13 protein-coding genes are annotated in these 15042 nt (G+C 45.6%); 4 read left to right on the top strand and 9 right to left on the bottom strand.

Annotation, left to right across the window (positions count from 1 at the left end; genetic code table 11):
- Nucleotides 1-2: 2 nt before the first annotated feature.
- Genes wecB through ACESTD_RS04835 form a run of 4 tightly spaced genes read right to left on the bottom strand, consistent with a single transcriptional unit; the run spans nt 3 to nt 3483 of the window.
- A complete protein-coding gene (wecB, locus tag ACESTD_RS04850) occupies nt 3-1151 on the bottom strand; it encodes a non-hydrolyzing UDP-N-acetylglucosamine 2-epimerase (protein ID WP_035448816.1) in 1149 nt (382 codons plus the stop codon).
- Nucleotides 1152-1166: 15 nt separating this feature from the next.
- The gene (gene wecC / locus ACESTD_RS04845; protein WP_008664852.1) at nt 1167-2372 is read right to left on the bottom strand and encodes a UDP-N-acetyl-D-mannosamine dehydrogenase; all 1206 of its coding nucleotides are present in this window, start codon (nt 2370-2372) and stop codon (nt 1167-1169) included.
- A gap of 49 nt (nt 2373-2421) precedes the next feature.
- Entirely contained in the window at nt 2422-2904 is a 483-nt protein-coding gene (locus tag ACESTD_RS04840) for a UpxZ family transcription anti-terminator antagonist (RefSeq protein WP_373158700.1), read from the bottom strand.
- Nucleotides 2905-2949: 45 nt separating this feature from the next.
- A complete protein-coding gene (locus tag ACESTD_RS04835) occupies nt 2950-3483 on the bottom strand; it encodes a UpxY family transcription antiterminator (RefSeq protein ID WP_117713875.1) in 534 nt (177 codons plus the stop codon).
- 1399 nt (nt 3484-4882) lie between these two features.
- Between ACESTD_RS04835 and ACESTD_RS04830 the strand changes: the two genes are divergently transcribed.
- The 3 genes from ACESTD_RS04830 to ACESTD_RS04820 all read left to right on the top strand — a co-directional run bounded on the left by ACESTD_RS04830 (nt 4883) and on the right by ACESTD_RS04820 (nt 7088).
- Nucleotides 4883-5347, top strand: coding sequence for a DUF4494 domain-containing protein (locus tag ACESTD_RS04830; RefSeq protein WP_005831367.1), 465 nt, complete (start codon nt 4883-4885; stop codon nt 5345-5347).
- 79 nt (nt 5348-5426) lie between these two features.
- Complete coding sequence (locus ACESTD_RS04825) at nt 5427-6092, top strand: YggS family pyridoxal phosphate-dependent enzyme (protein ID WP_087333023.1); 666 nt, start codon at nt 5427-5429, stop codon at nt 6090-6092.
- A gap of 18 nt (nt 6093-6110) precedes the next feature.
- Nucleotides 6111-7088 (top strand): dihydroorotate dehydrogenase-like protein, encoded by a 978-nt coding sequence (locus ACESTD_RS04820; protein ID WP_195288904.1) that lies wholly within the window; start codon nt 6111-6113, stop codon nt 7086-7088.
- Between the two features lie 94 nt (nt 7089-7182).
- On the opposite strand, the gene ACESTD_RS04815 is transcribed toward ACESTD_RS04820, so the two are convergent.
- Both ACESTD_RS04815 and ACESTD_RS04810 read right to left on the bottom strand, forming a co-directional pair.
- Nucleotides 7183-9087 (bottom strand): polysaccharide biosynthesis protein, encoded by a 1905-nt coding sequence (locus ACESTD_RS04815; RefSeq protein WP_373158699.1) that lies wholly within the window; start codon nt 9085-9087, stop codon nt 7183-7185.
- A 184-nt stretch (nt 9088-9271) separates the two neighbouring features.
- Nucleotides 9272-10597, bottom strand: coding sequence for a PhoH family protein (locus ACESTD_RS04810; protein WP_005831374.1), 1326 nt, complete (start codon nt 10595-10597; stop codon nt 9272-9274).
- Nucleotides 10598-10765: 168 nt separating this feature from the next.
- Between ACESTD_RS04810 and ACESTD_RS04805 the strand changes: the two genes are divergently transcribed.
- Nucleotides 10766-12019, top strand: a complete 1254-nt coding sequence (locus ACESTD_RS04805) for a folylpolyglutamate synthase/dihydrofolate synthase family protein (protein WP_035448828.1) — start codon at nt 10766-10768, stop codon at nt 12017-12019.
- On the opposite strand, the gene ACESTD_RS04800 is transcribed toward ACESTD_RS04805, so the two are convergent.
- The 3 genes from ACESTD_RS04800 to rlmB all read right to left on the bottom strand — a co-directional run bounded on the left by ACESTD_RS04800 (nt 11987) and on the right by rlmB (nt 15035).
- Complete coding sequence (locus ACESTD_RS04800) at nt 11987-12361, bottom strand: RidA family protein (RefSeq protein ID WP_022402038.1); 375 nt, start codon at nt 12359-12361, stop codon at nt 11987-11989. The genes ACESTD_RS04805 and ACESTD_RS04800 overlap by 33 nt on opposite strands.
- 226 nt (nt 12362-12587) lie before the next feature.
- Nucleotides 12588-14291 (bottom strand): tetratricopeptide repeat protein, encoded by a 1704-nt coding sequence (locus tag ACESTD_RS04795; RefSeq protein WP_195326556.1) that lies wholly within the window; start codon nt 14289-14291, stop codon nt 12588-12590.
- Nucleotides 14292-14294: 3 nt separating this feature from the next.
- Nucleotides 14295-15035, bottom strand: a complete 741-nt coding sequence (gene rlmB / locus ACESTD_RS04790; RefSeq protein WP_005831382.1) for a 23S rRNA (guanosine(2251)-2'-O)-methyltransferase RlmB — start codon at nt 15033-15035, stop codon at nt 14295-14297.
- Nucleotides 15036-15042: the final 7 nt, after the last annotated feature.

The raw sequence follows: 15042 nt of genomic DNA, 5'->3' as shown, positions 1-15042 counted from the left end.
ATTTAGATAAATGCTATTATTCTTTCACAAGCCAATCCATCCCCATAAGGATTCACAGCTTTACTCATCTGGTTATAATAAACTCGATCGTCCAACAATGCAGAAACCTCATTTACAATCTTGTCACAATCTGTTCCTACCAATTTCACAGTTCCAGCTTCCAAAGCTTCTGGACGTTCTGTCGTATCACGCATCACAAGTACTGGTTTACCCAGTCCCGGAGCTTCCTCCTGAATACCACCACTATCAGTCAATACAATAGCAGACTTCTCCATCAGATAAACAAAAGAAAGATACTCTAAAGGCTCTATGAAGAACATATTCCCCAAATTAGACAAATCCTCACCAAATACTTCATGAATGGGTTTGCGAACATTAGGATTCAAATGCATCGGATAGACAAAGTCGACATCCGGATATTGTTTTGTAAGAGCCTGAATAGCCTTACACATAGACATGAATCCGTCACCGAAATTTTCACGACGATGACCTGTTATCAAAACTAATCTCTTTCCATCCTGCAAACGGTTAATGTCATAACCGGAAGTTCTCAAAACACCTTCCAATTCTTCATCAAGTTTTTTATCGCTCTTTATCTTATCCACAACCATGTAGAGTGCATCTATTACCGTATTTCCGGTCACAATAATAGAAGATTCCTTTACCCCTTCATCCAACAGATTCTGTCGGCTTAACGGTGTGGGAGAAAAATGATAAGTAGCAATGCGTCCTGTTATCAGCCGATTCATCTCCTCTGGCCAAGGACTATAAATATTATGAGTACGAAGTCCCGCCTCTACATGCCCCACCGGAATCTGCTGATAAAAAGCAGCCAATGCCGAAGCCGTAGAGGTGGTTGTATCACCATGAACCAAAACAACATCCGGCTGTGCCTCTTTCAAGACATCCCGCATCCCCGTCAAAACACGGGCTGTCACATCATATAAATCCTGCCCTTGTTTCATAATATTCAAATCATAGTCAGGAGTAATATCAAATATATGTAACACTTGATCAAGCATTTCGCGATGCTGACCGGTAACACATACGATTGTCTTGAACTCCTCCGGATATTTCTGAAATTCTTTCACCAGAGGAGCCATCTTTATGGCTTCGGGACGAGTCCCGAAAACCAACATAATCTTCTTCATGCTATAAGGTATTTATTATTTCTTGTAAATTCCGCAAAAGTCAAAAATTACTTTCCGATCATTATATGGCAGGGATTTAAATACAGAATGAGCAACCAGAAAAACGACGATATCAGCCTTCTCATAGGCTTCTTTATAATCTGTAAGTTTAAATACGTTGTGTTCCTGCACATTAGGTTCCACTACTAAAATATCTGCATTATTACAGCTTTGCATCACTTTAGTAGTAATATACTTGGCAGGAGCTTCACGCAAATCATCAATATCGGGTTTAAAAGCCAGCCCCATCATGGCGATAGTGGGCTTACGATGATGTTCCAACTCAAACTTCAACATGGCATTCTGCACCTTCTCTGTACACCAGAATGCTTTATAGTTGTTGATTTCACGGGCGGTAGATATAATCTTAGATTCCATGGGAAATTCTGCCGTAATGAAATAAGGGTCAACCGCGATACAGTGTCCTCCAACACCACAACCAGGTTGAAGGATATTAACACGAGGATGCTTGTTCGCCAATTTTATCAATTCCCAAACATTGATTCCTGCTTTATCACAAATCAAAGAAAGCTCATTAGCAAAAGCTATCTGTACATCACGGGAGGAATTTTCTGTCAATTTACACATTTCTGCCGTTTTGCAGTTGGTGCGATGAAGCATTCCCTGCACAAACCGGCTATAAAATTCGATAGCTTTATCTGTAGAAGCTTCATTCATACCGCCAATGACACGATCATTATGAACCAGTTCATAAATTACATTACCGGGAAGGACACGTTCAGGACAATAGGCTATATAAATTTTATCTTTTAATTCAGGACGTAAATCAAAAATCAACTCAGCCATCTTATCGGTAGTGCCAACTGGTGATGTAGATTCTATGACATACAAATCGCCTTCTTTCAACAAAGGTATCACAGCACGTGTAGCAGCCTCCACATAAGAGATATCGGGTTCATGATTCCCCTTAAAAGGAGTAGGTACAACCATAAAATAGGCATCACTCACTTCTGGAGTAATAGAAGCCTTCAACTGACCGGTAGTAACGACTTCTTGAAGAAGCTCCTGCATACCCGGTTCAATGATATGCAACTTACCTTGATTAGTCATTTCTACAACTTTGGGATTAATATCGACCCCGATAATCTGAATTCCGTGTTTAGCGGCAATAATTGCAGTGGGCAGGCCAATATAACCCAACCCCATAAAACATGCTTTCATATCAATAAAAGTTATCTATTTTTTATGATTTTCTTATTACACCCAAATCCTATTCCACTTCCTCAAACGGATATGGATTCTCTTCGATATTCTTCAATTCTTCGATGATTTCAGTTTGTTCCGAACTCAAATTATCTTTGTTCCAACCTTCAATAATCGCATAGGCTTCTTGAAACAAAACCTCTTCATAAACCTCCCCATATGTATAAGTCAGTAGTCGGACTTTAAGTAAAGAAGCAGGCAACTGCTCCAAAACAAGACAAATCCGATTCAATACCATTTGTTTCTTTTGCTCCTTATCCCCATCATCATAAATGGTAGCATTATACCCCATCAAAAGAGCCAGACACAAATTCGCCTCCTCTTCAACATCGGAACTCTGAGCAGAAAAAAGAGAATCGGACTTAACAAGCACTTCCTTATTCAACCGGCAAAAAGTGTCGGAATAGACCGGCTCACCGTCCATACCAAGATACATCAGCTCATGAGTTGCATGCTGAAGCTCAAGAGCACGGGAAGTTAAATCATTCATTATTATGATATATGATTAAAATATAAGATTATACTTATTTAGAAGTCACCCGATTATTTTCAGATAGGATTTGGGGACTTTGACACTTGCAGTCAAAAGGTCTTTAATGCGGATAACAACGTATGTTTTATTGGCTTCGATGGCAACCTCACCTTCAATACCGCTGAGTTCGCCTTTGATAACTTTTACTTTATGCCCAACAGTCAGAATTTCGCTATCAAGGCTGACACCGTCAGGATTCAAATCCATTACGAACATAAAGTCCTCCATTTGCTTATCCGGTACCACTAGCATGGAATGCGTGGAAAGGTCCTTCATATAAAAAAGGGGGACATTATAGATGTTGGAAATATCGCAGGCTGTCTGCTTGGTGGAATGAACAAATACCAGATTGCGGATTACTGGAACTTCGCTACGCTTACGACGATACTTCAATTGAGAAATGACAAAACGCGTGGGAAGATAATAGTCAAGCTCCAAATGCTCTTCCGATTTAAGTCGGTCCAAAGATTTCCGGACTGTAAATTCCTGCTTGTCACGGGTGCGAGCCGCAAACCAATATTTCTGTTGTTCAGCCACTTAGGAATTTTCTTTCGAATAAATTAGCTCAATTCCGGGTGCGCTTCGCGGTTTGAACGAGACATTTTCCCACCCAAACCGTATTGTACACTTTTGCAATGATAATAAGCTATTAAAGAAGATATTAGACTCATAAAAGTGTCCAATAAACGTTCGTTTAATGAACGTCTATTTTTAAGAAAATAAGTAGAGGCATAAAAGTTAAAAAGGAACAGAACTTTAATATGTTAGATGTTAGACGTACACTACTGCAATTCAATAGATTAATATGAAACAGAAATCACTTTGGGAATATTTTTATTAAACATTTTGTTAGTTCAAAAAATACAGCTTATCTTTGCGTTCATTAAACGAACGTTTAAAAAACACCTCATCATTTCCAATATATCATTCTACATTCCAATATCTTACCCTCATAAATGCATTATTGAAGTTTCGCAAAGATGCCTGCTGATAAATGGGAATTTATCGCACAAAACGCAAGTGAAATAAAAGCCCACTTCCATAATCTATGGAGAGAGAGTGCAAGCCCGTGAATTTCTATTTAAAACACAAGCATTCCTTTGCTTTTCACCCTTTGTTTGTCCACTGTTGCATAGGGAATTAATAACGCCTAACGGCCATGAACAGCTCTGCTTATGGCCGTCAAACGATTGCTTCATGGCCGTTAGCAGGGTTGTTCATGGCCGTTAGGCGTCACTAACTCCAGGGCTTTTACAGATGAAGTACGTAGCCCGCGCCTATTGCGCACAAGGCGCAAACGTATTGTACAGCAACTTAAAAGACATTAGACGACTCCATTATTCATAGTCGGGCAATCTCGAAAATGCAGGAAAACTACACCGACCGATTTATGTAACCCACGCGCGGTATTATATTAGAGAATAATAAGTTACGGCAAAACTCAGACGTTTTTGGCAGGTGGAAGCAAATTTTGCTTCCACCTTTTCAGGTTGCTCCCACCGCAGGGCAAATGCCGATGAATAGGGAGATACAGGAGTTGGGTGGAAGTGTGGAAGCAAAGCAGATGCAAATTTATGTTTCAGCAACACGCCTCAAGTTTTAAAAAAGATGTAGTACAAAGACATAATATATAATAAGTGTTACAAATACACACTTTATACCCCGTTACTCTTGCAAATGTCGAAAAAGTCCGTACCTTTGCAATGTGTTTTTCATAGTATTAGATTTAAGGTTAACAAAGGTTGGAGTACAGCGGTACTCCTTTTTTTATGCCCATACGTACCGTCCCGGTTCTCCAATAAAATTTTCACGTAAAATGCAAGGCAACTTTTTATATCCATTTAGTTTTTGGCTATCTTTGCACTGCTTTCGGCGGGCATAGGCACGCATAAAGCAGCTTAACTAACAATAAATCAATAATTAAAAACAGAAAATTATGGCAATGCATACATGGTTTGAATGTAAGATCCGTTACGAGAAAACAATGGAAAATGGAATGAACAAGAAGGTGACCGAACCGTACCTGGTAGATGCCCTCAGTTTTACGGAAGCGGAAGCACGCATCATCGAAGAGATGACGCCGTTCATTTCGGGAGAGTTCACCGTATCGGACATCAAACGTGCCAACTATAGCGAATTGTTCCCCAGCGAAGAGGAAGCTGCCGACCGCTGGTTTAAATGTAAACTGGTTTTCATCACACTGGACGAGAAAAGCGGTGCGGAAAAGAAAACCTCTACCCAGGTATTGGTGCAGGCTGCCGACCTGCGTGATGCAGTGAAGAAACTGGATGAGGGCATGAAAGGCACAATGGCCGATTATCAGATAGCATCTGTAGCGGAAACCGCCATTATGGATGTATATCCGTACAGTGCAGAGCCCGACGACAAACCGGAAGTTTAATTTAAGTGATGAGTTATAAGTTATGAATTATTATTGTGACCCATAACTTATAACTCATAACTCATAACTCAAAAAAACGATGATTGCAGAGAATTTAAAACAAGTACTGAGCGAACTGCCTGAAAAGGTACGGCTGGTGGCTGTTTCCAAATTTCACCCCAACGAGGCGATAGAAGAAGCGTATCGTGCCGGCCAGCGTGTGTTCGGAGAAAGTAAGGTGCAGGAAATGACCGCCAAATACGAAAGTCTGCCCAAAGACATAGAATGGCATTTCATCGGGCATCTGCAAACAAACAAAATAAAATATATCGTTCCTTACGTAGCGCTGATTCATGGCATAGACTCCTACAAGCTGTTGGCCGAGGTGGACAAGCAGGCTGCCAAAGCCGGAAAAACCGTCAACTGCCTGCTACAGCTGCACATTGCCCGGGAAGAGACCAAGTTTGGATTCAGCTTTGACGAATGCCGGGAAATGCTGGCAGCCGGTGAATGGAGAGAGCTCAAGCATATCCGGATATGCGGATTGATGGGCATGGCCACAAATACGGACAATGACGAACAAATCAAAACAGAGTTTTGTTCTTTAAGTAGCTTCTTCAATGAAGTGAAAGCCAAGTGGTTTGCCGATGCAGAGTCATTCCGGGAACTGTCCATGGGAATGTCTCACGATTACCACGAAGCCATTGCAGCCGGGAGCACCTTGATACGTGTAGGAAGCAAGATTTTTGGAGAAAGAAACTATTAACCATAAAAAATCATTATCATGGCAACATTAGAAACTACTTTTGCAGGGCTGAAACTCAAAAACCCCATTATTGTCAGTAGCTCCGGACTGACAGACAGTGCCGCCAAGAACCAGAAACTATCTGAGGCCGGTGCAGGTGCCATTGTGCTAAAATCACTCTTTGAAGAGCAAATCATGATGGAGGCTGACTGGATGGGAGACCCGAATATGTATCCCGAAGGCAGTGACTATCTTGTAGGATATATCCGTGAACATAAGTTAGGCGAATATCTGAACTTGATTAAGGAAAGCAAAAAGGTTTGCAACATCCCCATCATAGCCAGCATCAACTGCTATCAGAATGCCGACTGGGTGGAATTTGCCGCCAAAATAGAAGAAGCCGGCGCAGACGCACTGGAAATCAATATCCTTGCACTGCAGACGGATGTACAGTATACGTATGGAACCTTCGAGCAGCGCCACATCGACATCCTAAGCCACATCAAGAAGACGGTCAAGATACCCGTCATCATGAAGCTGGGTGACAACCTGACCAATCCGATAGCTCTGATAGACCAGCTGTATGCCAACGGTGCCGCCGCAGTAGTGCTGTTCAACCGCTTCTACCAGCCGGACATCAACATTGAGAAAATGATACAAGTATCCGGTAACGTATTCAGCAATGAATCCGATTTGTCCAAAGCCCTGCGCTGGATAGGCATCGCTTCGGCAGCCGTAAACAAGCTGGACTATGCCGCTTCCGGTGGTATTCACTCGCCCGAAGGCATTGTCAAGGCAATATTGGCAGGTGCTTCGGCCGTAGAGATATGCAGTGTACTTTATCAGAATTCAGCTACCATCATTGAAGAATACATCCGCTTCCTCAACTTGTGGATGGACCGCAAAGGTATGGAAACCATCAGCCAGTTCAAAGGTATTCTGAACGTAAACGACCTGAAGGGAGTCAATACCTTCGAACGTACACAGTTCCTGAAATACTTCTCTTCACATGAATGAGACAAAAGGCTGACAAGAAGACAATAAAATTGAAAGGGTGATAACACTACAATGACGTTATCACCCTTTCATTTTATACTATACCGCTATCTTTTTATTTCTTCTTATCCAGCGCCTCAAAGCAGGAATTCTTGCTCACGAATTCCGGAACAATATCCTTCATGGCAGCAACAATTTTCATCTGGTCATAGGTGTAACTTACATCAATCAGCTTCTGGATACGCTCCTTCACCTCGTCATAGTCATACTCACGCACCGTGGCAATCATAATCTTCTCATGATAGGTGGGCTTTGTAAGCTCCTTCACATTCAAGAGTTCCTCGTAGAGCTTCTCGCCATGACGGAGACCGGTAAATTCAATCTTCACATCCGTACGTCCGGAAAGGCTGATCATACGCTTGGCAAGGTCCACAATCTTCACCGGCTTACCCATGTCGAAGATGTAGATTTCACCGCCGTTGCCCATACTGCCGGCCTCAAGAACAAGGCGGCAAGCTTCGGGAATGGTCATGAAGTAACGGATTATCTCAGGATGGGTCACTGTCACCGGACCGCCACGCTGAATCTGGTCGCGGAAACGGGGAATGACAGAACCGTTGGAACCCAGCACATTGCCGAAACGCGTAGTGATGAACTGAGTGGCATGGCCTCCCTCCTTTTGCAACTTCTTCGCAAGAGACTGCACATAAATCTCGCAGATACGCTTGGAACAGCCCATCACGTTTGTAGGGTTAACAGCCTTGTCCGTAGAAATCATCACAAACTTCTCGGCACCGTATTTCACGGCTAGATCGGCAACGGTGCGCGTACCGAATACGTTCACCTGGATGGACTCGGAAACGTTGTCCTCCATCATCGGCACATGCTTGTAGGCGGCCGCATGGAAAATATACTGGGGCTTGAACTCCCTGAAGATATCCTCCATGCGCGTGGCATTGGAGATGTCGGCTATGATGGTCTCAGCATCGATGTCGCGCCAACGGTCCTGAAGTTCCAGACGGATGTCGTGCAGAGGAGTCTCGGCCTGGTCCACTAAAATAAGCTTATAGGGATTGAACGAAGCCACCTGGCGCATGATTTCGCTGCCGATGGAGCCGGCGGCGCCCGTAATCATCACACGCTTGCCCTCCAGATGAGGGGCAACCTTATGGATATCTATCTCGATAGGATTGCGCTGAAGCAGGTCCTCAATCTGAATTTCCTTCAACTGCGTGCGGCTCAATGCCTGGCCGTTCCACTCGCTCAAGGGAGGCGCGGTCATCAGTTTGATGTTATGCACCAGCAGGCGATCAGCCATGTCGGACTTCTTCAGTTCCTCCATCTTGGCGGGAGAAATGATAATAGTCTGCACATCGCGGTCGTTCAGCACATCAATCAGCGTATCATCGTTGGGGAACACCTTGACCCCCATCATCACCTTATTGATAAGCTCAGGTTCGTCCGCAATGAATCCACGCAGACGGTAGTGGTTGCGCAGATTGACACGCAATGCCTTGGCAATGTTGACCCCGGCTTCCTTGGCACCGTAAATGAACACATTGGCACTATGGGTGCCGTCAAAGTTCAGCGCCTCAAAGAAAGTCTTGACAACCACACGGGAGCATGCCATCATGGCAAAGCTGATGATATAGGACATGAACAGCACGCTGACCGGAGCCAGGTTAAACTCCAAATAGCTTTCCGTCAGGACACTCGTTATCATCAGCAGTGCATACGACACAGTCAATGACACAAAAATTCGCATGATATCCACAAAGGAGGAAAAGCGCAACACATTGGAATACGTACGGAAAACACGGAAGAAAATCAGGTTGACAACAACCGTCCATAAAATGGTCTTGTCAATGGTAGAGGATTCCAAAAAAATGCTTCTGAAATCATATCGGAGAGCATAGGCCAACAGACTGGATATGACGATGATAAATACGTCAATTAATAGAATAGTCCATATCGGAAGCACTTTCGCGGAAAGATACCGATGAAAAAAATTTCGCTTCATTTTGCTTGACAGTTTTGTTTTAGGCGAGGCAAAGATACACTATTTTAGTCAAAACGGGCAAGAAATCGATAAAAAAATGTTATAATAATTATTTATCGTCTATAAAGAAACTATCCCGCCTCCCTCGTTTTAACAGTTGGAAAGCGGGATGGAAATAATTTTACCCCAGAAAATGCGGTATCCGCTACATCAGATTACTTGCCAACTCGCTCAACTGGCTACGCTCCCCTTTCACCAGATTGACATGGGCAAACAAATTCTGGTCCCTCATGCGGTCTATCATATAAACAAGCCCATTGGACTGACTGTCCAGATAGGGTTGGTCTATCTGCTGAATATCACCGGTAAACACCATTTTTGTGCCTTCACCGGCACGGGTGATGATGGTCTTAATCTCATGCGGAGTCAGGTTTTGGGCTTCATCAATAATACAGTAGGTCTCGCTCAAACTGCGCCCGCGGATAAAGGCTAATGCCTCGATGACCAATTGTTCACTTTTTTGCATATCCTCCAAGCGTTTCACTTCAGAGGAATTGGCAGCGAACTGATGCTTGATTACATTCAAATTATCGAACAAAGGCTGCATGTAAGGAGCTACTTTCTCATTGGCATCACCGGGAAGGAATCCAAGGTCTTTATTGGATAGGGCCACGATGGGACGTGCCAGGAGAATCTGCTTGTAGTCGGTAAGTTTTCCCAATGCGGCGGCCAATGCCAGCAGGGTCTTGCCGGTTCCCGCCTTGCCGGTCAGGGCAACCAGCTTGATGTTCGGGTCGTTCAGCACCTCAAAAGCAAAGCTCTGCTCGGCATTGCGCGGTTCAATGCCATAATTCTTTGTCTTGTGGACCCGGCAAATCGAATGGGCAAAGGGATTATAACGCGCAAGCACACTGCTGCGGTCACTCTTCAGCACAAAACATTCGTTGGGACGAATGATGTCCTTAAAATCGAACTCGTTGATGTCCAGTCCTTCTTTGGAAGAATAAATGCGATCTATCAGCGCAGGGTCAATACCCTCGAACACTTCATTCGACTTTTCGAATATATCCACATTGATTACCTTATCATTGATGTAGTCTTCGCACAGCAGACCGATGGAACGCGCCTTCATGCGCAGATTCACGTCTTTCGTGACAAGGATGGTTTTCATTTTAGGCTTTTTGGTGGAAAGCCAGTCCACTACCGACAGAATCTGATGGTCGGGGATGCGTTCGGGAAAGGAATCACGTACTCGGGGAGAGTCCACCATGCCTGCCACCACAAACAGACGGCCTAAGCCCTCTCCCAATGGCGCCCCTTTGGTGAACAGATTATCATCGGTAATCAAATCAAGCTCACGGACGAACTCACGCGCATTGAAATTAATCTGCTCATTACCTTTCTTGAATTTGTCCAGTTCTTCAAGGACTACGATGGGAAGATAAATGTCATTCTCTTGAAAATTCTTCAAACAGTTATAATCGTGAAGAATCACATTCGTATCAATCACAAAATTTTTCTTAGCTCCCATACACGTTAGATTTAAATTGTTAATACCTTTGCATAAGCTTAAGATAAGCTACACTGCAAGCAATTTCAAGCAAGCTTGATTGCGTTCGGTCTGCATTATCTTTGTCGCTTTTAAAGATAACAAATTAATAGGGAGAAAGGATTGCTTCTCCGTTAAATATTATAAAAGATGGATTATCAGGACACTTTAACTTACTTATATAACAGTGTGCCCATGTTTCAGCAAGTGGGCGGCTCAGCATACAAGGAAGGGTTGGAAAACACTCTGACCCTGGACGCACACTTCGAACATCCCCACCGCAGTTTCCGCAGCATTCATGTGGCTGGTACCAATGGAAAGGGTTCCTGCTCGCATACGCTTGCCGCCATACTGCAAGAGGCAGGATACAGGGTCGGGCTCTATACCTCGCCCCATCTGGTGGATTTCCGGGAGCGCATCCGGATTAACGGACAGCCTATACCCGAGGAATACGTCATCCGTTTTGTAGAGCAGGAACGTGGCTTCTTCGAACCCCTCCATCCCTCTTTCTTTGAGCTGACCACCGCCATGGCCTTCCGCTACTTTGCCGATGAAAAGGTGGATGTAGCCGTAATCGAGGTGGGACTAGGCGGACGCCTGGACTGTACCAATATCATCCGTCCGGATGTATGCATCATCACCAACATCAGTTTTGACCATACCCAATTCCTGGGGGACACCTTGGCAAAAATCGCAGGAGAGAAGGCAGGAATCATTAAAAGCGGCATCCCCGTTGTAATCGGTGAGACCACTCCCGAAACGAAACCGGTATTTCTGGAAAAAGCACAGACAACGGGTGCTCCCATCTACTTTGCCGAGGAGAATGACCGTGAAGACTATCCCGGAATAGAATACGAACTGAAAGGACTCTACCAGCAGAAAAATGCCCGGACCATCCTCACCGCCCTCCCGCTACTGAAAGAAGCCGGCTACCGGCTGGACGGACAAGCAGTGCGCAGTGGCTTTGCCCGTGTGGTGGAACTGACGGGCTTGATGGGACGCTGGCAAAAACTGCAGGACTCGCCCACCCTGATTTGTGACACCGGCCACAATGTGGGAGGCATCACCTACATTACAGAACAACTGAAACAGCAGGCTTACCGCCAGCTACACATCATCATAGGCATGGTGAATGACAAGGATATACGGGGGGTACTGGCCCTGCTGCCCCGGGAAGCGACCTACTACTTCACCAAAGCCAGCGTGAAGCGAGCATTGCCCGAAAGCGAACTACAGGAGCTTGCCGAAGCAGCAGGTCTGGAAGGACATTGCTATCCTGATGTACCTGCCGCCGTGCGGGCCGCACAAGAAAAAAGCCTCCCGGAAGATTTCATCTTCGTGGGAGGCAGCAGTTTCATTGTGGCCGACTTGTTAGCGAACCGCGATGCACTCAATCTCTACTAAGGCATCTTTGGGCAGCGCCTTCACTGCCACAGCCGAACGTGCCGGGAAAGCACCGTCAAAATAGGTGGCATATACCTTGTTCATATCAGCGAACAAGGACATGTCTGCCAGAAAAACGGTTGTCTTCACAATATTCGCCATGCTCAGACCTGCCTCTTCCAGGATATGCTTTATATTCTCCAAGGACTGGCGGGCTTGCGCTTCCGTACCTTCAGCCATCACTCCGGTAGCTGCATCAATAGGCAACTGACCTGATACAAATACCATTCCACTGGCTTCGATAGCCTGGCTATAAGGACCTATGGCGCCCGGTGCCTTCTGGCTGCAAATAACTTTCTTCATGATTGTCAAAGTTTGTTTTTATTAATAATCGAGTCTATTTTCTTTTTTGAAATAAAAAAAATCCGAAGTATATGCAGTATTCCGGAAATCCACGCATTTTATAAATAAAACAACGTAATTTCACTCATAACCTGTTATACCTAGACTTAACTCATTTAACACGGGGGAGTTCCCCAAAACAGAGGCTCTGCTTGCGAAAGCAGAGCCTTTATTCTATCCCATCCCTTTACTTGCAATGCTTCTCAATCAAAGCATCCACATTGGGGTCACCCAATTCCTTTGCCTTGGCAAAGCTGGCACAAGCTTCCTTGTCCTTCTTCATCTGCAGCTGGGCGATACCCATCAGACGGTAGGCCTCGGCATACTTAGGGTCTTTCTCCAGAGCAGCCTTCAGCACATTCAACGCCTCTTCGTAACGTCCCACGCGAAGATTCACCACTGCCAGTTCGGCACGGTAAGTCAAATCCTCCGGATTCAGTTCGATGGCTTTCGCCATATCGTCCAGCGCACGCTGGTACTGCTTGGCCTTCAAAGCAGCCTGCTCACGGTAATAGTAGAACATGTCGTTCACTTTACCGTTCACGGCATTGTAATAGGCGTCATAATCCAGCATGGCATTACGCGCCTGGTCTGCATTCATACGGGCTTGGGCACGCTCCAGCAAGTAAGGGGCGGCTTCCTCCGTATAGGGCTGGGTAAAGCGGGCCACACAACTGTCCATCAAAGCCAGTACCTCCTCGGCAGGCGCCTGCATCAATTCCTTGGTCTTGGCGGCACTGAAGAAGGTGGCCGGAGAGGCCAGAATGGTCTTATTCACTTTATCATAGCTGGTAAATGCCGACGGATAGTCCTGCTTGGCAAACTGGATGTCACCCTCCAACTGGACATAAACCGGAAGCTCGTCAATGGCTATCGCTTTCCGTACCTCGTCCAGAGCCTTGTCGAGCGACCAGTCCTTATAAACTTTCTCGGGCTTGCCCAATGCATAATTATAGATTATCTTGGCCCGGTTGTAATACACATCATCTTTCTTTGCGGCAACCTCCAAAGCCTTATCCATATCTGCGACGACCTTATCCATGGAAGCATCTTCACGGGACATGAACAGATGCTGGGAAGCACGGCGCAGATAACCGTCGGCACTGGCAGGATATTGTGCAATGAAATCGTTCAGAGTCTCCATATACTTCTCCGGAGACAGTTGGGAAGAAGCCATGTAGAGGAACACCAAAGCCTGCTCTTCGGTATCGGGCAATGCCTTCTTGATACCGATGCCCTTCAATGACATATCTCCATAAGACAATGCGGAGATATTCTGCGACATGGCGAAATTGGCATCAATGGCATAGCAGATGGTAGCCGTGTCTTGTCCGGAGGACTTCTGCGCAAGGCCGAAGACCTGCCCGTCCACAGTCATCAGCGGACAACTCACCATCTTGTCCTTCAGACGCATATCGAGCGTATAATAGGAATAGTTGCCGGAAATCTTATCAGCTTCCTTTACTTTCCCGGCAGTGAAGGAACGGTCCTTCTGGGTGGAATAAGGCAGCAGATATACATCCGCACCGGCAGCCGGAGCCACAGCAGCCAAAGTGAGTGCCGTGACTTTCTTTCCGGGGATGCCGACACGGAACTTGACAACATCGTACATGTCATCGGCCCCCATAATGGCCTCCACTGGCATCTGTGCCCCGTCCGAGCTCATCACAACGGCGCGCTGGGCACCTTTGAACAAGGTGTAGTCAGAAAGCGCAACGCCATCTTCAGTGACAAAAAAGCCGTTTCCAGTATTCAGTATCTTATCGTTCTGGTCGTAGGTCACCACCGAAAAAACGGCACGTTTGGCTTTGTCTACCCACTTCGGGGCTTGTGCCACACTCCACTGAGCCAATAAACAGAGAGTGAGCATCAACAGCAATTTCTTTTTCATATCTTAGTTGGTTCTTTGTTTTACCGCTTCATAAATCAAAATGCCGGCTGCAACGGAAACATTGAGGGACTCGATGGTTCCCAACATGGGAATCTTCACCCACTCGTCACACAACGCCAGGTTGTCATAGGACACCCCCTTGTCTTCGGCACCCATAATGATGCACATCGGACCGGTATAGTCGGCTTTGGTATAGTCGTAATCGCCTTTCTCCGTGGCTGCCACGATATGGAAACCACTATTCTTGAGGAATTGCAGGGTCTCTTTCAGGCTGTGTTCGCGGCAAACGGGCAAAGTGTGCAAGGCTCCTGCCGAGGTTTTCATGGCATCTGCGTTGACAGATACACTGTTCCGTGCAGGGATAATCACGGCATCTACCGCCGCACACTCGCAAGTACGGGCAATGGCACCGAAATTGCGGACATCCGTGATGCCGTCAAGCATCACAAACAGAGGATTCTTGCCCTGCTCGAAAAGGAAAGGTACCAAGTCCTCCGTCTTCTGGTAAGTGACTGAAGAGATGAAGGCAATCACTCCCTGGTGATTCTTACGCGTCACGCGGTTGATGCGTTCCACCGGAACGCGCTGTACCGGTATCAAAGTCCCTTTCAAGACAGCGAACAGCTCTTTTGACAAATCACTCTGAATGTCCTTCTTTACCAATATCTTGTCTATCTCTTTTCCTGCCTGAATGGCTTCTATCACGGCACGGACGCCGAAAATCATTTCACTGTTATCAACCATATATGGG

The sequence above is a fragment of the Bacteroides sp. AR20 genome (assembly GCF_964250605.1).
GTDB lineage: Bacteria > Bacteroidota > Bacteroidia > Bacteroidales > Bacteroidaceae > Bacteroides > Bacteroides uniformis.
Note: the sequence above shows the minus strand (reverse complement) of the source record. Positions and strands in the feature narration are given on the sequence as shown.